General features: G+C 59.3%; 12 protein-coding genes. 4 read left to right on the forward strand and 8 right to left on the reverse strand.

All coding sequences use genetic code 11. From position 1 onward, the window contains the following. Positions 1–214: 214 nt before the first annotated feature. Together lexA and sulA are read left to right on the forward strand one after the other, a co-directional pair. A complete protein-coding gene (gene lexA / locus KGA96_RS23450) occupies positions 215–823 on the forward strand; it encodes a transcriptional repressor LexA (protein WP_007974043.1) in 609 nt (202 codons plus the stop codon). 10 nt (positions 824–833) lie between these two features. After that, positions 834–1,310, forward strand: coding sequence for an SOS-induced cell division inhibitor SulA (gene sulA / locus KGA96_RS23455; RefSeq protein WP_046041397.1), 477 nt, complete (start codon positions 834–836; stop codon positions 1,308–1,310). Positions 1,311–1,403: 93 nt separating this feature from the next. Here sulA and KGA96_RS23460 read toward each other — a convergent pair whose 3' ends face one another. The 7 genes from KGA96_RS23460 to KGA96_RS23490 all read right to left on the reverse strand — a co-directional run bounded on the left by KGA96_RS23460 (position 1,404) and on the right by KGA96_RS23490 (position 9,799). Next, entirely contained in the window at positions 1,404–1,637 is a 234-nt protein-coding gene (locus KGA96_RS23460; RefSeq protein ID WP_046041430.1) for a hypothetical protein, read from the reverse strand. 94 nt (positions 1,638–1,731) lie between these two features. Further along, the gene (locus tag KGA96_RS23465; protein WP_223465736.1) at positions 1,732–2,256 is read right to left on the reverse strand and encodes a DUF6586 family protein; all 525 of its coding nucleotides are present in this window, start codon (positions 2,254–2,256) and stop codon (positions 1,732–1,734) included. Between the two features lie 160 nt (positions 2,257–2,416). After that, the gene (gene topA, locus KGA96_RS23470; RefSeq protein ID WP_046041393.1) at positions 2,417–5,044 is read right to left on the reverse strand and encodes a type I DNA topoisomerase; all 2,628 of its coding nucleotides are present in this window, start codon (positions 5,042–5,044) and stop codon (positions 2,417–2,419) included. Between the two features lie 114 nt (positions 5,045–5,158). Further along, positions 5,159–5,395 (reverse strand): DUF1653 domain-containing protein, encoded by a 237-nt coding sequence (locus KGA96_RS23475; protein ID WP_046041390.1) that lies wholly within the window; start codon positions 5,393–5,395, stop codon positions 5,159–5,161. 99 nt (positions 5,396–5,494) lie between these two features. Next, a complete protein-coding gene (gene fadA / locus KGA96_RS23480; RefSeq protein ID WP_008023006.1) occupies positions 5,495–6,670 on the reverse strand; it encodes an acetyl-CoA C-acyltransferase FadA in 1,176 nt (391 codons plus the stop codon). A 29-nt stretch (positions 6,671–6,699) separates the two neighbouring features. Continuing rightward, the gene (gene fadB, locus KGA96_RS23485) at positions 6,700–8,847 is read right to left on the reverse strand and encodes a fatty acid oxidation complex subunit alpha FadB (protein WP_046041387.1); all 2,148 of its coding nucleotides are present in this window, start codon (positions 8,845–8,847) and stop codon (positions 6,700–6,702) included. A gap of 514 nt (positions 8,848–9,361) precedes the next feature. Continuing rightward, positions 9,362–9,799, reverse strand: a complete 438-nt coding sequence (locus KGA96_RS23490) for a hypothetical protein (protein ID WP_046041384.1) — start codon at positions 9,797–9,799, stop codon at positions 9,362–9,364. A 104-nt stretch (positions 9,800–9,903) separates the two neighbouring features. On the opposite strand from KGA96_RS23490, the gene KGA96_RS23495 reads away from it, so the two are divergent. Continuing rightward, positions 9,904–10,344 (forward strand): universal stress protein, encoded by a 441-nt coding sequence (locus KGA96_RS23495; protein WP_046041383.1) that lies wholly within the window; start codon positions 9,904–9,906, stop codon positions 10,342–10,344. 188 nt (positions 10,345–10,532) lie between these two features. Here the strand turns inward: KGA96_RS23495 and KGA96_RS23500 are convergent, their stop codons facing one another. Further along, a complete protein-coding gene (locus KGA96_RS23500) occupies positions 10,533–12,452 on the reverse strand; it encodes an ATP-binding cassette domain-containing protein (RefSeq protein WP_223515123.1) in 1,920 nt (639 codons plus the stop codon). A 214-nt stretch (positions 12,453–12,666) separates the two neighbouring features. Between KGA96_RS23500 and KGA96_RS23505 the strand changes: the two genes are divergently transcribed. Further along, entirely contained in the window at positions 12,667–14,595 is a 1,929-nt protein-coding gene (locus KGA96_RS23505; protein WP_046041379.1) for a transglycosylase SLT domain-containing protein, read from the forward strand. Positions 14,596–14,609: the final 14 nt, after the last annotated feature.

The following is a 14,609-nucleotide window of genomic DNA, read 5'->3' on the forward strand; positions in this document are numbered from 1 at the left end:
CAAACACTTGTTTGAAACATACGTTTCAGCCTGTGCATTGTCAAGTCTGGCAGTTCGTTTTGGGAATGGTCGGTCAGACATTTAACCACACAACGGCGAAGCTTCAATCCACTGACTGTTTGACCGTCCGGCGGCGACTGAAAAATGGGGCATTGCCAAGACCGCCGCACTGTATATAATCCCAGTCACTGTATAAAAAAACAGAGCGATCGATATGCTAAAGCTGACGCCACGACAAGCAGAGATTCTGGCTTTCATCAAACGCTGCCTGGAAGACAACGGGTATCCACCCACCCGTGCGGAAATCGCTCAGGAACTGGGTTTCAAATCGCCCAATGCGGCGGAAGAACACCTCAAGGCACTGGCCCGCAAGGGTGCAATCGAGATGACGCCTGGCGCCTCCCGTGGCATTCGCATCCCAGGATTCGAAGCCAAGGCCGACGATTCCACCCTGCCGATCATTGGCCGGGTCGCAGCCGGCGCCCCGATTCTTGCGCAGCAACACATCGAAGAGTCCTGCAACATCAATCCCGCCTTCTTCCATCCGCGCGCCGACTACCTGCTGCGCGTCCATGGGATGAGCATGAAGGATGTTGGCATTTTCGACGGCGACCTGCTGGCGGTTCACACCACCCGCGAAGCCCGTAACGGTCAGATCGTGGTTGCGCGAATCGGCGACGAAGTGACCGTCAAGCGCTTCAAGCGTGACGGCAGCAAAGTCTGGCTGATCGCCGAGAACCCCGAGTTCGCCCCTATTGAAGTGAACCTTCAAGACCAGGAACTGGTGATCGAAGGCTTGAGTGTCGGCGTCATTCGCCGCTAAAGGAGGCACCATGCAGTTCCCACAGACATCACCACAGCAAACCCAACTGCCGTTGTTCGAAGCGTTCATGGCACAGCCATTGGCGCCGATTCTGAAAGACGTAGTCGAGTCCCCCTGGAGCGCCGAACCTGACGTTTTCAGCGAGCTGTCACTGCGTGGTGCAACCGGGAACTGCCTGAGCCTTCTGGCACCGATCCTCAGGGAATTGAGCCAGGACCAGGATGCACGCTGGCTGACACTGATCGCGCCGCCCGCCAGCCTGACCCAAGCCTGGCTGCGAGATGCCGGCCTCAACCGCGAGCGCATTCTGTTGCTGCAACCGCGGGGCACCCAGAGCGCCCAGCAACTGACCTGCGAAGCCCTGCGCCTGGGTCGTAGCCACACGGTGGTCAGCTGGATCAACCCGTTGAGCCCCCAATCGCGGCAACAACTGATCAGCGCCGCCCGCACCGGGGACGCTCAGAGCCTGAATATTCGACTGGGTTAACCGACAAGCAAGACGCGCGCTTCACCGCGCCAGGCTTCTCCAGGGACAGAGAAGCCGATGAGTAACGACATCAAGAAAAGCGACAGACGGGGGTCAATGAAGAACCCGCGACCCCTCTTCCTTGTCGAATTCGCCCTCAACCAGGCGACCGGCCATCTGAACACCGACGCTCAACATCGCCTTGGCGACTTCCACGTGCTGCCCTTGCAGGAATGCCTTGGCGTCCTCGGAGAAATCCAAAGTAACCAGAGAACCCTCGTCCTCGGCCCTGCGCAGCTCGATACGGCCGTCTGGTAACTCGACAATTTCTAGAAAGGACGTTGGCATAAAGGACTGTTCTCCACGAAAGGCGGGGATTATATAGGCATCGGCCTGGCTTCGCTCGGGATCTTGACCAGATGCCATCCCAAAACTGTTTCTGTCAGCACTCGTTCAGGCCTTCGCGAAAGCGGATCGCCAATCCTTTCAGATTCTGACGCCAGCTCTCCAACTCCTCCCGACTCAGCTCTTCCGGCGCTTCCTCTTCATCCAGATTGACAGCCAGGATCAGTGGCTGGGTCACGTCCCCTTTCGGCTTGTGGGGCGCGCGCGGCGGCTGAAACAACGCAGCATGGGCAGCCAACAACTTGGCCAACCAGGTTTCCGGATTATTGGCCAGTTCGACCAGCTCAGCCATTTCCGGAATGGCGATGGTTTCCAGCACCTCGCGAGTCAGCAACAACTCCGCACGGGGCGCATTGGCCTGAGGCAAGCGATAGAAACCGGCGATTTCGTGACACAGACCCAACAGCGCGCCGTACAGGTGAAACAGCGCGGATTCGCGTCCAGCCTGGATCAGCGCCAGCGAATTCATCGCCCGCCCCTCTTCAGTGCGGGCCAGTGCTTCGAGCGACAAGCCGGCGAAATAAATCTTCTGATTGGTGCGGGTATACAGTTCGTGGGCCATGACGGCAGCCTCCACAACGAAATAATTGCTTCATGCAGGTTGGACAGTGTCGTGGATCAGCCGATCCAACCGCAAGCCCCCCCTTTTTTTTACAGGAGCACAACAAAGGCCGCATGAAAACCCGAGGGTTCTCATGCGGCCTTTTCATTGCTGTGACGCTTTACGCTTTCGCAGCTGGACGCTTGTCTTCGACCGTCCACTTGCCACCATCGTAGAACGCTTTCCAGCCAGTCGGCTTACCGTCAACCTCAGTCTGCACGTACTGTTCCTTGGTCTTGCGACTGTAACGAATCACAGTCGGGAGGCCATCCGGATCTTTCTTCGGCGCTTCGCAGAGGAAGTGATACTTCGGATCGATCTCATCCTTGTGCGGGATGATTTCCATCACCAGCGGAGCACGAGTCTCACGGTTTTTCGGGAACTGGCTGGCCGCCAGGAACAGGCCGGATGCACCGTCGCGCAGGATGTAGGTGTCGTTGACCTTTTCGCATTTCAGCTCAGGCATCTTCACCGGATCCATCTTCGGCGGCGCCGCGTCACCGCTCTTCAGCAGTTTGCGGGTGTTCTTGCAGGTGGCATTGGTGCAACCGAAGAACTTGCCGAAACGGCCGGTCTTGAGTTGCATCTCGCTGCCACACTTGTCGCACTCCAGGCTCGGACCTTCATAGCCCTTGATGCGATAAGTGCCCTCTTCGATTTCGTAGCCATCGCAATCCGGGTTGTTACCGCAGATGTGCAGCTTGCGCTTTTCATCGAGCAGGTAGGCATCCATCGCCGTGCTGCAGATCGGGCAACGATGCTTGCCACGCAACACCAGCGATTCCGATTCACCCTCGTCGTCCGCAGCGATCTCGTCGCCCGGCACCAGGTTGACGGTGGCCTTGCAGCGCTCTTTCGGCGGCAGGCTGTAGCCCGAGCAACCGAGGAACACACCAGTCGATGCGGTACGAATCTGCATCGGCCGGCCGCAAGTGGTGCACGGAATGTCAGTCATGACAGGCTGATTGGCACGCATGCCGTGTTCCGGGCTTTCGGCCACTTCGAGTTTCTTCTTGAAGTCACCGTAGAACTCGTCGAGCACGTTTTTCCAGTCGCGTTCGCCCTGGGCCACGTCATCGAGGTGCTCTTCCATGCCGGCGGTGAAGCCGTAGTCCATCAGGTTGGAGAAGCTCTCAGCCAGACGCTCGGTGACGATGTCGCCCATCTTTTCCGAGTAGAAACGACGGTTGTGCAGCGCCACATAGCCGCGGTCCTGGATGGTCGAAATGATCGCCGCATAGGTCGAAGGACGACCGATGCCGCGTTTTTCCATTTCTTTTACCAGGCTGGCTTCCGAGTAACGTGCCGGCGGCTTGGTGAAGTGCTGGGTCGGATCAAGCTTGATCAGCTTCATCGCGTCGCCCTGGGCCATGTCCGGCAGTACGTCGTCATCACCTGGCTTGGCGATTTGCGGCATGACGCGGGTGTAACCGTCGAACTTCAGGATGCGGCCCTTGGCGCGCAGCTCGAAGTCGCCGGCACCCACAGTGACCGTGGTCGACAGGTATTGCGCCGGCAGCATCTGGCAAGCGAGGAACTGGCGCCAGATGAGCTCGTAGAGGCGCTCAGCGTCACGCTCCATGCCCGACAGCTTGCTTGGCTCGGTATTGGCGTCGGACGGACGAATCGCTTCGTGAGCCTCTTGTGCGCCTTCCTTGCTGCTGTAGACGTTCGGGGTTTCCGGCAGGTACTTCTTGCCGAACTCGCCTTCAATATAGGTACGCGCCATCGCCACGGCATCAACCGAAAGGTTGGTGGAGTCGGTACGCATATAGGTGATATAGCCAGCTTCGTACAAACGCTGGGCCATCATCATGGTCTTCTTCACACCGAAGCCCAGGCGGTTACTCGCGGCCTGCTGCAGGGTGGAGGTGATGAATGGCGCCGACGGCTTGCTGCTGGTCGGCTTGTCTTCGCGCTTGACGATGCTGTAGCTGGAAGCCTTGAGCTTCTCCAGCGCGGCCATGGCCTGGGTTTCGTTGAGCGGCTTGAAGGCTTCGCCCTTTTCGCGAGCCACGTCGAAACGCACGGTCGCGCCTTTGGCGGTACCGAGGTCGGCATGAACTTCCCAGTATTCTTCAGGGATGAACGCGCGGATTTCACGTTCACGCTCGACCACCAGCTTCACGGCAACCGATTGCACGCGACCGGCGGACAGACCGCGAGCGATCTTGGCCCACAGCAGCGGCGAAACCATATAGCCCACGACGCGGTCGAGGAAGCGACGCGCCTGCTGGGCGTTGACGCGGTCGATATCCAGCTCGCCCGGTTTCGAGAAGGCTTCCTGAATCGCCTTCTTGGTGATTTCGTTGAACACCACGCGCTTGTAGCGGGTGTCGTCACCACCGATGGCTTCGCGCAGGTGCCAGGCAATGGCTTCCCCCTCGCGGTCCAAGTCGGTTGCGAGATAGATGGTGTCAGCATCCTTGGCGAGCCGGCGCAGCTCTTCGATGACTTTTTCCTTGCCCGGGAGGATCTCGTACTTGGCTTTCCAGCCATGGTCCGGATCGACACCCATGCGTGCGACCAGCTGCTTGCGCGCTTTTTCTTTCGGCGACAGTGCCGGCACTTCACCCGCAGCAGCCTTGCCGCGCTTGGCGGCTGGCTCTTTGCTGGCGCTAGCCGAACCGCTGGTGGGCAGGTCTCGGATATGGCCGATACTCGACTTCACCACGTATTCGTTGCCCAAATACTTGTTGATGGTCTTGGCCTTAGCCGGGGATTCCACAATGACCAGCGATTTGCCCATGGATCAGAAAATTCCTGAATTCGAGAAGTGAAAGGCGGTTGGCGCCTGACGCGGCACCGCTATATATAGTGGCAACAAGGTGAGGTCAAGCGCAGGGTTTTGCGCGCACTCAGCTTATGCCTTGTTGAAAAGGCTTTCTTCGGCCTGCACCAAAGCAAAGCGTGGCACCTGTTCGCCGTCAACTTCGACGGACTCCAGGAACATGCTCAAGGGACGCACCCAAAAGCCGTAATCGCCATACAGGGCTTGATAGAAGACCACTTCTTCTTCGGTTTCCGAATGCCGCGCAACACTGAATACGCGGTACTGCGGACCTTTGTAATGTTGGTAGAGCCCAGGTTGTATCGGCATGCTTTGGCCCTCACTGAAATTTCTTCAAAATAAAAACAAAAATAAATCCGGAAAAACAAAAACCGGGGCACTTGGCCCCGGCTTCCATCAACGAGACGCTTAAACGCGTTCGAAGACGGTGGAGATGCCTTGGCCGAGACCAATGCACATGGTGGCTACCCCGAAGGTACCGCCATTCTGCTTCATCACATTGAGCAAAGTGCCGGAGATACGCGCACCAGAGCAACCGAACGGGTGACCCAGGGCGATCGCGCCGCCGTGCAGGTTAACCTTCTCGTTCATCTTGTCGAGCACTTTCAGATCTTTCAGCACTGGCAGGGCCTGTGCGGCGAAAGCTTCGTTGAGCTCGAAGAAGTCGATGTCGGAGATGCCCAGACCCGCGCGCTTCAGTGCTTTTTGTGTGGCCGGTACTGGACCATAGCCCATGATTGCCGGATCCACACCTGCCACCGCCATCGAGCGAATCACCGCCAGAGGCTGAATGCCCAGGTCCTGTGCACGCTGCGCCGACATCACGATCATGCACGAGGCACCATCGGTGATCTGCGACGAGGTACCGGCTGTCACGGTGCCGCCCTTTGGATTGAACGCTGGCTTGAGAGCCGCCAGGCTTTCCAGGGTGGTTTCCGGACGAATGGTTTCGTCGTAGTCGAAGGTTTTCAGGAAACCGTTCTCGTCATAGCCCTGCATCGGGATGATTTCGTCTTTGAACTTGCCTTCCACGGTCGCCTTGTGGGCGAGTTGGTGGGAGCGCACGCCGAAAGCGTCCTGTTGCTCGCGAGTGATGCCGTGCATCTTGCCCAGCATTTCCGCGGTCAAGCCCATCATGCCCGAGGCTTTCGCCGCGTACAGCGACATATGCGGGTTCGGATCGACACCGTGCATCATGCTCACGTGGCCCATATGCTCGACGCCACCAACCACGAAAACGTCACCGTTGCCGGTCATGATCGCTTGTGCAGCAGTGTGCAGAGCACTCATGGACGAGCCACACAGGCGGCTGACAGTCTGGCCGGCCGAAGTGTGCGGGATCTGGGTCATCAGCGACGCCATGCGCGCGATGTTCCAGCCCTGCTCCAGGGTCTGGTTCACACAGCCCCAGATCACATCTTCGACTTCGTTCGGGTCGACCTTGACGTTACGTTCCAGCAGTTTGCTGATCAGGTGCGCCGACATGTCTTCGGCGCGGGTGTTGCGGTGCATGCCGCCCTTGGAGCGGCCCATCGGAGTACGACCGAAGTCGACAATCACGACGTCTCTAGGATTCAAGCTCATAAGTTCACTCTCACTCTAGTTGGGGGCGCTTAACCGAAGAAGCTCTGGCCGTTCTTGGCCATTTCGCGCAGCTTCGCGGTCGGGTGGTACAGCGCGCCCAAATCAGCGTACTGGTCAGCCAGGGCAACGAACTCTGCCACACCGAGCGAGTCGATGTAACGCAGCGCACCGCCACGGAATGGAGGGAAACCAATACCGTAGACCAGACCCATGTCGGCTTCGGCAGCGGTTTCGACGATGCCGTCTTCCAGGCAACGCACGGTTTCCAGGCACAGCGGGATCATCATCCAGTTGATGATGTCTTCGTCGGTGACTTCGCGCTGCTCGTAAACGATCGGCTTGAGCACCTCCAGCACCGAAGGATCGGCAACTTTCTTCTGCTTGCCCTTCTTGTCGGTCTCGTAGGCGTAGAAGCCCTTGCCGTTCTTCTGGCCCAGGCGCTTGGCTTCATAGAGCACGTCGACGGCCGAGCGACGGTCGTCCTTCATGCGGTCCGGGAAGCCTTCAGCCATCACGTCACGACCGTGGTGGCCGGTGTCGATGCCGACCACGTCCATCAGGTATGCCGGGCCCATCGGCCAGCCGAATTTTTCCATGATCTTGTCGATACGGACGAAGTCCACACCGGCGCTGACCAGCTTGGCGAAACCGCCGAAGTACGGGAACAGGACGCGGTTGACCAGGAAGCCCGGGCAATCGTTGACGACGATCGGGTTCTTGCCCATTTTCTTGGCGTAGGCAACGGTGGTGGCAACCGCCAGCTCGCTGGACTTCTCACCACGGATCACTTCCACCAGCGGCATCATGTGCACCGGGTTGAAGAAGTGCATGCCGACGAAGTTTTCCGGACGCTTGAGGGCCTTGGCCAGCAAGGTGATGGAAATGGTCGAGGTGTTGGACGCCAGGATGGTGTCCTCCTTGACCTTGTCTTCGACTTCAGCCAGTACCGCTTGCTTGACCTTCGGGTTCTCGACGACCGCTTCGACCACCAGGTCCACGTGACCGAAGTCGCCGTAAGACAGGGTTGGACGGATGCCGTTGAGCACTTCAGCCATTTTCGCGGCGGTCATGCGACCTTTATCAACGCGGCCAACCAGCAGCTTGGCGGCTTCGGCCAGACCCTGCTCGATACCGTGCTCGTTGATGTCCTTCATCAGGATCGGCGTGCCTTTGGAAGCCGACTGATAGGCGATACCGCCACCCATGATGCCGGCGCCCAGTACGGCGGCCTGCTTCACGTCCTTGGCGATTTCGTCGTAGGCCTTGGCCTTTTTCTTCAGTTCCTGATCGTTCAGGAACAAGCCGATCAAGCTCTGCGCGGCAGAGGTCTTGGCCAGCTTCACGAAACCGGCAGCTTCAATTTCCAGCGCCTTGTCGCGACCGAAGTTCGCGGCTTTCTGGATGGTCTTGATCGCTTCAACCGGCGCCGGGTAGTTCGGGCCAGCCTGGCCGGCCACGAAACCCTTGGCGGTTTCGAAAGCCATCATTTGTTCGATGGCGTTCAGCTTGAGCTTTTCCAGCTTCGGCTGGCGCTTGGCCTTGTAGTCAAACTCGCCGGAGATGGCGCGCTTGATCAATTCCAGCGCGGCGTCCTGCAGCTGCTCAGGAGCAACCACTGCATCGACGGCGCCGACTTTCAGCGCGTCTTCAGGACGGTTTTCCTTGCCGGCGGCAATCCACTCGATGGCGTTGTCGGCACCGATCAGGCGCGGCAGGCGCACAGTACCGCCGAAGCCCGGGTAGATGCCCAGCTTGACTTCCGGCAGACCGATCTTGGCCTTGGTGGACATGACGCGGTAGTCCGCCGCCAGGCACATTTCCAGACCGCCACCCAACGCGATGCCGTTGATGGCAACAACAGTCGGGACGTTGAGGTCTTCGAAATCGCTGAAAATCTTGTTGGCTTCGAGGTTGCCAGCAACAAGTTCTGCATCCGGCAGCTTGAAGTTGTCGACAAATTCGGTGATGTCGGCGCCGACGATGAACACGTCCTTGCCACTGCTGACGATCACGCCCTTGATCGAAGCATCTGCCTTGATAGTGTCTACGGCCTGACGCAGTTCGTTCAGGGTTAGACGGTTGAACTTGTTGACGGACTCACCCTTGAGGTCGAACTTCAGTTCGACGATGCCACTTTCAAGAGCCTTAACCGTGATGGCTTTACCTTCGTAAATCATCAACTGATCTCCACGATATGGAAGCTGAACAGTACACGTCGGACGCAGGCGAATGGCTCGGCAGGGACGTTGATCGTCAATGCTACGCCCATTCCCCCGGCACACCCGCCAACGCGATAGTCGGGATTCTGTAGGAGCGGTCTGAAATACAAACGCTCAATTCATACGCCCGTTTGATTTGGGTACGTCACCTTCACGGAATTTCCGACAATTGTCAATCGCCTGAAAAACGGGTTGAAACGCGACTTTCCGGTCATTTCCGTACTGCGAAGACCTTAAACACGCCGAAGCATGCAAGGTCATTCATAGAATCAATTGTTAGAAAAGTCGCCCTAATTCGCTGCAGCCCGTGTTTAACAAGCTACGCTGGCGAAACCAAGGGGAAAATTGTGAACGCTTTTGGCGAATGCCCAGCGTAAGATCAGCCAACACCGATTTACCGGCCTGCCTGGCCAACCCGCCCGATGATTTTGTCGGGCTTTTTATTGCCTGATGATTTTTGCTGCTTGCGGTGTCAGGCCAATGCCTTGAGGGTGGCATCAATCTGTTGCAATACCTCGGCCTCGCCCTTCTCGCCCCAATACAGGGCGATTATTTGCTTGTCAGCCTCGACCTTGAAGACATTGCCTGGCAATTTCTCGAAATGATCGAGTAGCGACCGATCTTCACAGATTTCCTGCCATTGATTGACCCAGACACCCGGTGATTTTTGCCAGTAACTCCAGCACGCCGGCCGACTGCCACGCCGCGGACGATGGTACTGGGCGCAGGGGCTCGGCGGCTCCTGGCTGAGCCAGTGCGGCCATTCCTGAGGTGCCAGTTGCATGGCCAGCCCGATGCGCCGAGCCTCCATCCGCAAGGCTATGCGCCCGCTCTGAACTCGCGACGGCCGCAACCATGCCAGCGGACTCAGCACCACCAGCAGGATTGACACCACTATCCAGACCGTCATATCTGTACTCCCGAATTTGAATGAGCCCATTGTGTCACTTTGGAGCCAATGCGCTTGAAACCAGCCATACTTACCAATATTGCATCCCTCAGGAGGAGCACCTCATGCCCTACAACCATATTCTGGTCGCTGTAGATCTGACCGAAGAGTGCGACCCTGTGATTCACCGCGCTCGCGAACTGTCGGTGAGCAACGGTGCGAAATTGTCGCTGGTGCACATTGTCGAACCGATGGCGATGGCCTTCGGCGGCGACGTGCCGATGGACCTGTCACAACTGCAACAGCAGCAGTTCGATCAGGCCAAGGAGCGCCTTGACCGCTTGATCCTGAAATATCCGGAGCTCTCCAGGGAATACAGCCACCTGACCTACGGCCAGCCACGCCAGGAGATCCACCACCTGGCCAAGGAGCAAACCTGCGACCTGATCGTGGTGGGCAGCCATGGCCGGCATGGCCTGGCACTGCTGCTGGGCTCCACCGCCAATGACGTGCTGCACGGCGCGCCTTGCGATGTGCTGGCGGTGCGCCTGCAGAACAAATCCTGACGCTGTACATCACCTGTAGGAGCGAGCCTGCTCGCGATGAGGCACTGTCAGTCGATATCAACATTGACTGACAGGCCGCCATCGCGAGCAAGCTCGCTCCCACATTGAAACCGTAACAACCTTCAAATCTTCATACGAAAAGCCCGGCGCTCATCACTGAGCGCCGGGCTTTTTTATTGCAGCGTCAATCAGGCATCCAGCTCGGCCCAACGCTCGACCATGATGTCGAGTTCAGCCTGCAACTGCTCCAACTGAGCGATCACCGCAGCGGACTCGGCAGCAGGACGCTGGTAGAAACCCGCATCCGCCATCTGTGCTTCAACGGCGGCAATCTGCTGCTCCATGGCTTCGATCTGCCCCGGCAACGCTTCCAGCTCGCGCTGCAACTTGTAGCTGAGCTTTTTCTTTGCCACTGGCGCTTCGACCGCTGCCGCTACCGGGGCAGGCTCGGCCTTCACCACCGCGGAGTTCAGGTCGGCCTTGCCGGACTTGCTCTCGGTCACGCCCAGCAGGCGCGGCGAGCCGCCCTGGCGCAGCCAGTCCTGATAGCCACCGACGTACTCGCGAACCTTGCCTTCACCTTCGAAGACCAGGGTGCTGGTAACCACGTTGTCGAGGAATGCCCGGTCGTGGCTGACCATCAGTACGGTGCCGTTGAAGGTCAGCAAGACCTCTTCGAGCAATTCGAGGGTTTCAACGTCGAGGTCGTTGGTCGGTTCGTCGAGTACCAGCAGGTTCGCCGGCTTGCTGAACAGCTTGGCCAGCAACAGACGGGCACGCTCACCACCGGACAGCGCCTTGACCGGCGTGCGGGCACGCTGCGGGCTGAACAGGAAGTCGCCGAGGTAGCTCAGCACGTGGCGGCTCTGGCCGTCGATATCGATGAAGTCGCGACCTTCGGCCACGTTGTCGATCACGGTTTTTTCCAGGTCCAGTTGATGGCGCAGCTGGTCGAAGTAGGCGACATCGATCCTGGTGCCCTCTTCCACTTTGCCACTGGTCGGTTGCAGGCCGCTGAGCATCAGCTTCAGCAACGTGGTCTTGCCGGTACCGTTGGCGCCGAGCAGGCCGATACGGTCACCGCGCTGCAGCACCATGGAGAAGTCCTTGATCAGGAACGGCCCGCCTGGGTGAGCGAAGCTCACATTCTCGAGCACCATGACCTGCTTGCCGGACTTGTCGGCGGTATCCAGCTGAATGTTGGCCTTGCCGGTACGCTCACGACGCTCGCTGCGCTCGACACGCAAGGCTTTCAGTGCACGCACGCGACCTTCGTTACGGGTACGACGGGCCTTGATGCCCTGGCGAATCCACACTTCTTCCTGGGCCAGGCGCTTGTCGAACAGCGCGTTGGCAGTGGCTTCGGCAGCGAGTTCAGCTTCCTTGTGCACGAGGAAACTGGCGTAGTCGCCGTTCCAGTCGATCAGGCCACCGCGATCCAGTTCCAGGATGCGGGTTGCCAGGTTCTGCAGGAAAGAACGGTCGTGCGTGATGAACAGCACGGCGCCCTGGAAATCCTTCAGCGCTTCTTCAAGCCAGGCGATGGCACCGATGTCCAGGTGGTTGGTCGGTTCGTCGAGTAGCAGCAGGTCCGGCTCGGACACCAGGGCCTGGGCCAGCAGGACGCGACGACGCCAGCCGCCGGACAACTCGGCGAGGGTCTTGTCGGCCGGCAATTGCAGGCGGCTCAGGGTGCTGTCGACGAGGGTCTGCAAGCGCCAGCCATCACGGGCTTCGAGGTCGTGCTGGACGTGCATCAGTTTGTCCAGATCGGCGTCGGTGACGATGTTCTGGCTCAGGTGGTGATATTCGGCGAGCAAGGCGCCAACGCCGTCCAGGCCTTCGGCCACCACGTCGAACACTGTCCGCTCGTCGGCCACCGGCAATTCTTGCGGCAATTCGCCGATCTTGAGCCCGGGTGCGCGCCAAACGGAGCCGTCATCGGGCTTCTGGTCGCCCTTGACGAGCTTCATCATGCTGGACTTGCCAGTGCCGTTGCGGCCGATGATGCACACCCGCTCACCACGGGCGATCTGCCAGGACACCTTGTCCAACAACGGCATAGCGCCGAAAGCAAGGGACACATCGCTGAATTTGAGCAGGGTCATGAGCTTCTCCAAAAACCGGGCGCGCATTCTACCTGACTTGAGGCTTCAGAAGGCCGGCAATTTCACTCTCGTAGCACTCTGCATGACAAATGTTGCGAACTGATGCGGGAAGACCCGCAAAGCTTTCACCGGCTGCTGGCAAAAGGCTAAGCTACAGACAATTCAGCGCGGGCCTGGCCCGTACTTGTCATGATTTTCTCTGCCCGGACGTCTCATGCGCAGTCGCCTTTTCAATCTTTTATCTGCTTTTTTACTGTCCGCCGCTGCCGTCCAATCCGTCCAGGCGGTGGACCTGTCCACCCAACGCCAGTATTACGATGAAGCCAAGCGCGCCTTGGCCAAGGGCGATAGCGGCCCGTATTTCCGTTACAGCCAGGCCCTCGCCGATTATCCGCTGGAACCCTACCTGGCGTACGACGAGCTGACCGCGCGCCTGAAAACCGCAAGCAACGCCGAAATCGAGAAATTCCTCGCCGAACACGGCGACCTGCCCCAGGCCAACTGGATGAAACTACGCTGGTTGCGCTGGCTGGCAGACCGGGGCGATTGGGCGACCTTCGTCAAGTATTACGACCCGAAAATGAACTTCACCGAACTGGACTGCCTGAATGCGCAGTACCAGATCAGCCACAACCTCAAAGCCGAAGGTTACGCCAACACCGAGAAACTCTGGCTGACCGGTAAATCCCAGCCCGAAGCCTGTGATGCCCTGTTCGGCATGTGGGCCGCCGATGGCCAGCTGACCGAGCAAAAACGCTGGGAACGCGCGAAACTCGCCGCCCAGGCGCGCAACTACCCGCTGGCCAACAGCCTGGTCAACGGCATGACCACCCTCGCCCCTCGCGGTCGCTTGCTGGTGGACGTGGCGCAGAAACCGGAACTGCTCAACCAGCCGTCACGCTTCACCCCGGCCGATGAAGCCATGTCCGACGTGGTCAGCCTCGGCCTGCGCCGCCTGGCTCGCCAGGACCCGGACAAGGCCATGGACCTGCTCGACGGTTACGCCAGCAGCATGCACTTCTCCCGGGATGAAAAAGTGGCGATCGCCCGGGAAATCGGGCTGACCCTCGCCAAACGTTTCGACGGCCGAGCCCTGGACGTCATGACCAAATACGATCCGGAGCTACGCGACAACACGGTTTCCGAATGGCGCCTGCGCCTGCTCCTGCGCCTGGCGCGCTGGGACGATGCCTATCAGTTGACCCGCCGCCTGCCCCAGGACCTGGCCACCACCAACCGCTGGCGTTACTGGCAGGCCCGCAGCCTGGAACTGGCGCAACCGCAGAATCCGGAAGCGCAGACGCTCTATAAAAGCCTGGCCCGCGAACGCGACTTCTATGGTTTCCTCGCCGCCGATCGCTCACAGTCGCCCTACTCGCTGCTCAACAAACCGCTGGTGCTCAGCCAGGCCACCATCAACAAGGTGCGCAACACTCCCGGCGTGCGTCGCGCCCTGGAATTCCACGCTCGCGGGCAAATTGTCGACGGTCGCCGCGAGTGGTACCACGTCAGCCGCCACTTCAGCCGCGACGAGATGGTCGCCCAGGCCAAACTGGCCTACGACCTGAAATGGTATTTCCCGGCGATCCGCACCATCAGTCAGGCGCAGTATTGGGATGACCTGGATATCCGTTTCCCGATGGCCCACCGCAATACGCTGGTGCGTGAAGCGAAGAACCGCGGCCTGCATCCGAGCTGGGCGTTCGCCATCACCCGCCAGGAAAGTGCGTTCATGGACGACGCCCGCTCCGGGGTCGGCGCCTCGGGCCTGATGCAACTGATGCCCGCCACCGCCAAGGAAACCGCGCGCAAGTTCAGCATTCCCTACAGCTCGCCACAGCAACTGCTGGATCCGGACAAGAACATCCAGCTCGGCGCCGCTTACCTGAGCCAGGTGCACAGCCAGTTCAACGGCAACCGCGTCCTCGCCTCCGCCGCCTACAACGCCGGCCCCGGCCGCGTACGCCAATGGCTGCGCGGTGCCGATCACCTGAGTTTCGACGTGTGGGTGGAAAGCATTCCGTTCGACGAAACCCGCCAGTACGTGCAAAACGTGCTGTCGTATTCGGTGATCTATGGCGACAAGCTCAACTCACCGCAGCCGATCGTGGATTGGCATGAGCGGTATTTTGATGATCAATAAGAGGAGCAGCGGCA

The sequence above is a fragment of the Pseudomonas sp. GL-R-26 genome (genome assembly GCF_019947365.1).
In the GTDB taxonomy this organism is placed as follows: Bacteria; Pseudomonadota; Gammaproteobacteria; order Pseudomonadales; family Pseudomonadaceae; genus Aquipseudomonas.

Excerpts from the sequence above, each read along its gene's own strand:
- lexA (WP_007974043.1), top strand. The coding sequence starts at position 215 with ATGCTAAAGCTGACGCCACGACAAGCAGAGATTCTGGCTTTCATCAAA.
- sulA (WP_046041397.1), top strand. The coding sequence starts at position 834 with ATGCAGTTCCCACAGACATCACCACAGCAAACCCAACTGCCGTTGTTC.
- KGA96_RS23460 (WP_046041430.1), bottom strand. The coding sequence starts at position 1,637 with ATGCCAACGTCCTTTCTAGAAATTGTCGAGTTACCAGACGGCCGTATC.
- KGA96_RS23465 (WP_223465736.1), bottom strand. The coding sequence starts at position 2,256 with ATGGCCCACGAACTGTATACCCGCACCAATCAGAAGATTTATTTCGCC.
- topA (WP_046041393.1), bottom strand. The coding sequence starts at position 5,044 with ATGGGCAAATCGCTGGTCATTGTGGAATCCCCGGCTAAGGCCAAGACC.
- KGA96_RS23475 (WP_046041390.1), bottom strand. The coding sequence starts at position 5,395 with ATGCCGATACAACCTGGGCTCTACCAACATTACAAAGGTCCGCAGTAC.
- fadA (WP_008023006.1), bottom strand. The coding sequence starts at position 6,670 with ATGAGCTTGAATCCTAGAGACGTCGTGATTGTCGACTTCGGTCGTACT.
- fadB (WP_046041387.1), bottom strand. The coding sequence starts at position 8,847 with ATGATTTACGAAGGTAAAGCCATCACGGTTAAGGCTCTTGAAAGTGGC.
- KGA96_RS23490 (WP_046041384.1), bottom strand. The coding sequence starts at position 9,799 with ATGACGGTCTGGATAGTGGTGTCAATCCTGCTGGTGGTGCTGAGTCCG.
- KGA96_RS23495 (WP_046041383.1), top strand. The coding sequence starts at position 9,904 with ATGCCCTACAACCATATTCTGGTCGCTGTAGATCTGACCGAAGAGTGC.
- KGA96_RS23500 (WP_223515123.1), bottom strand. The coding sequence starts at position 12,452 with ATGACCCTGCTCAAATTCAGCGATGTGTCCCTTGCTTTCGGCGCTATG.
- KGA96_RS23505 (WP_046041379.1), top strand. The coding sequence starts at position 12,667 with ATGCGCAGTCGCCTTTTCAATCTTTTATCTGCTTTTTTACTGTCCGCC.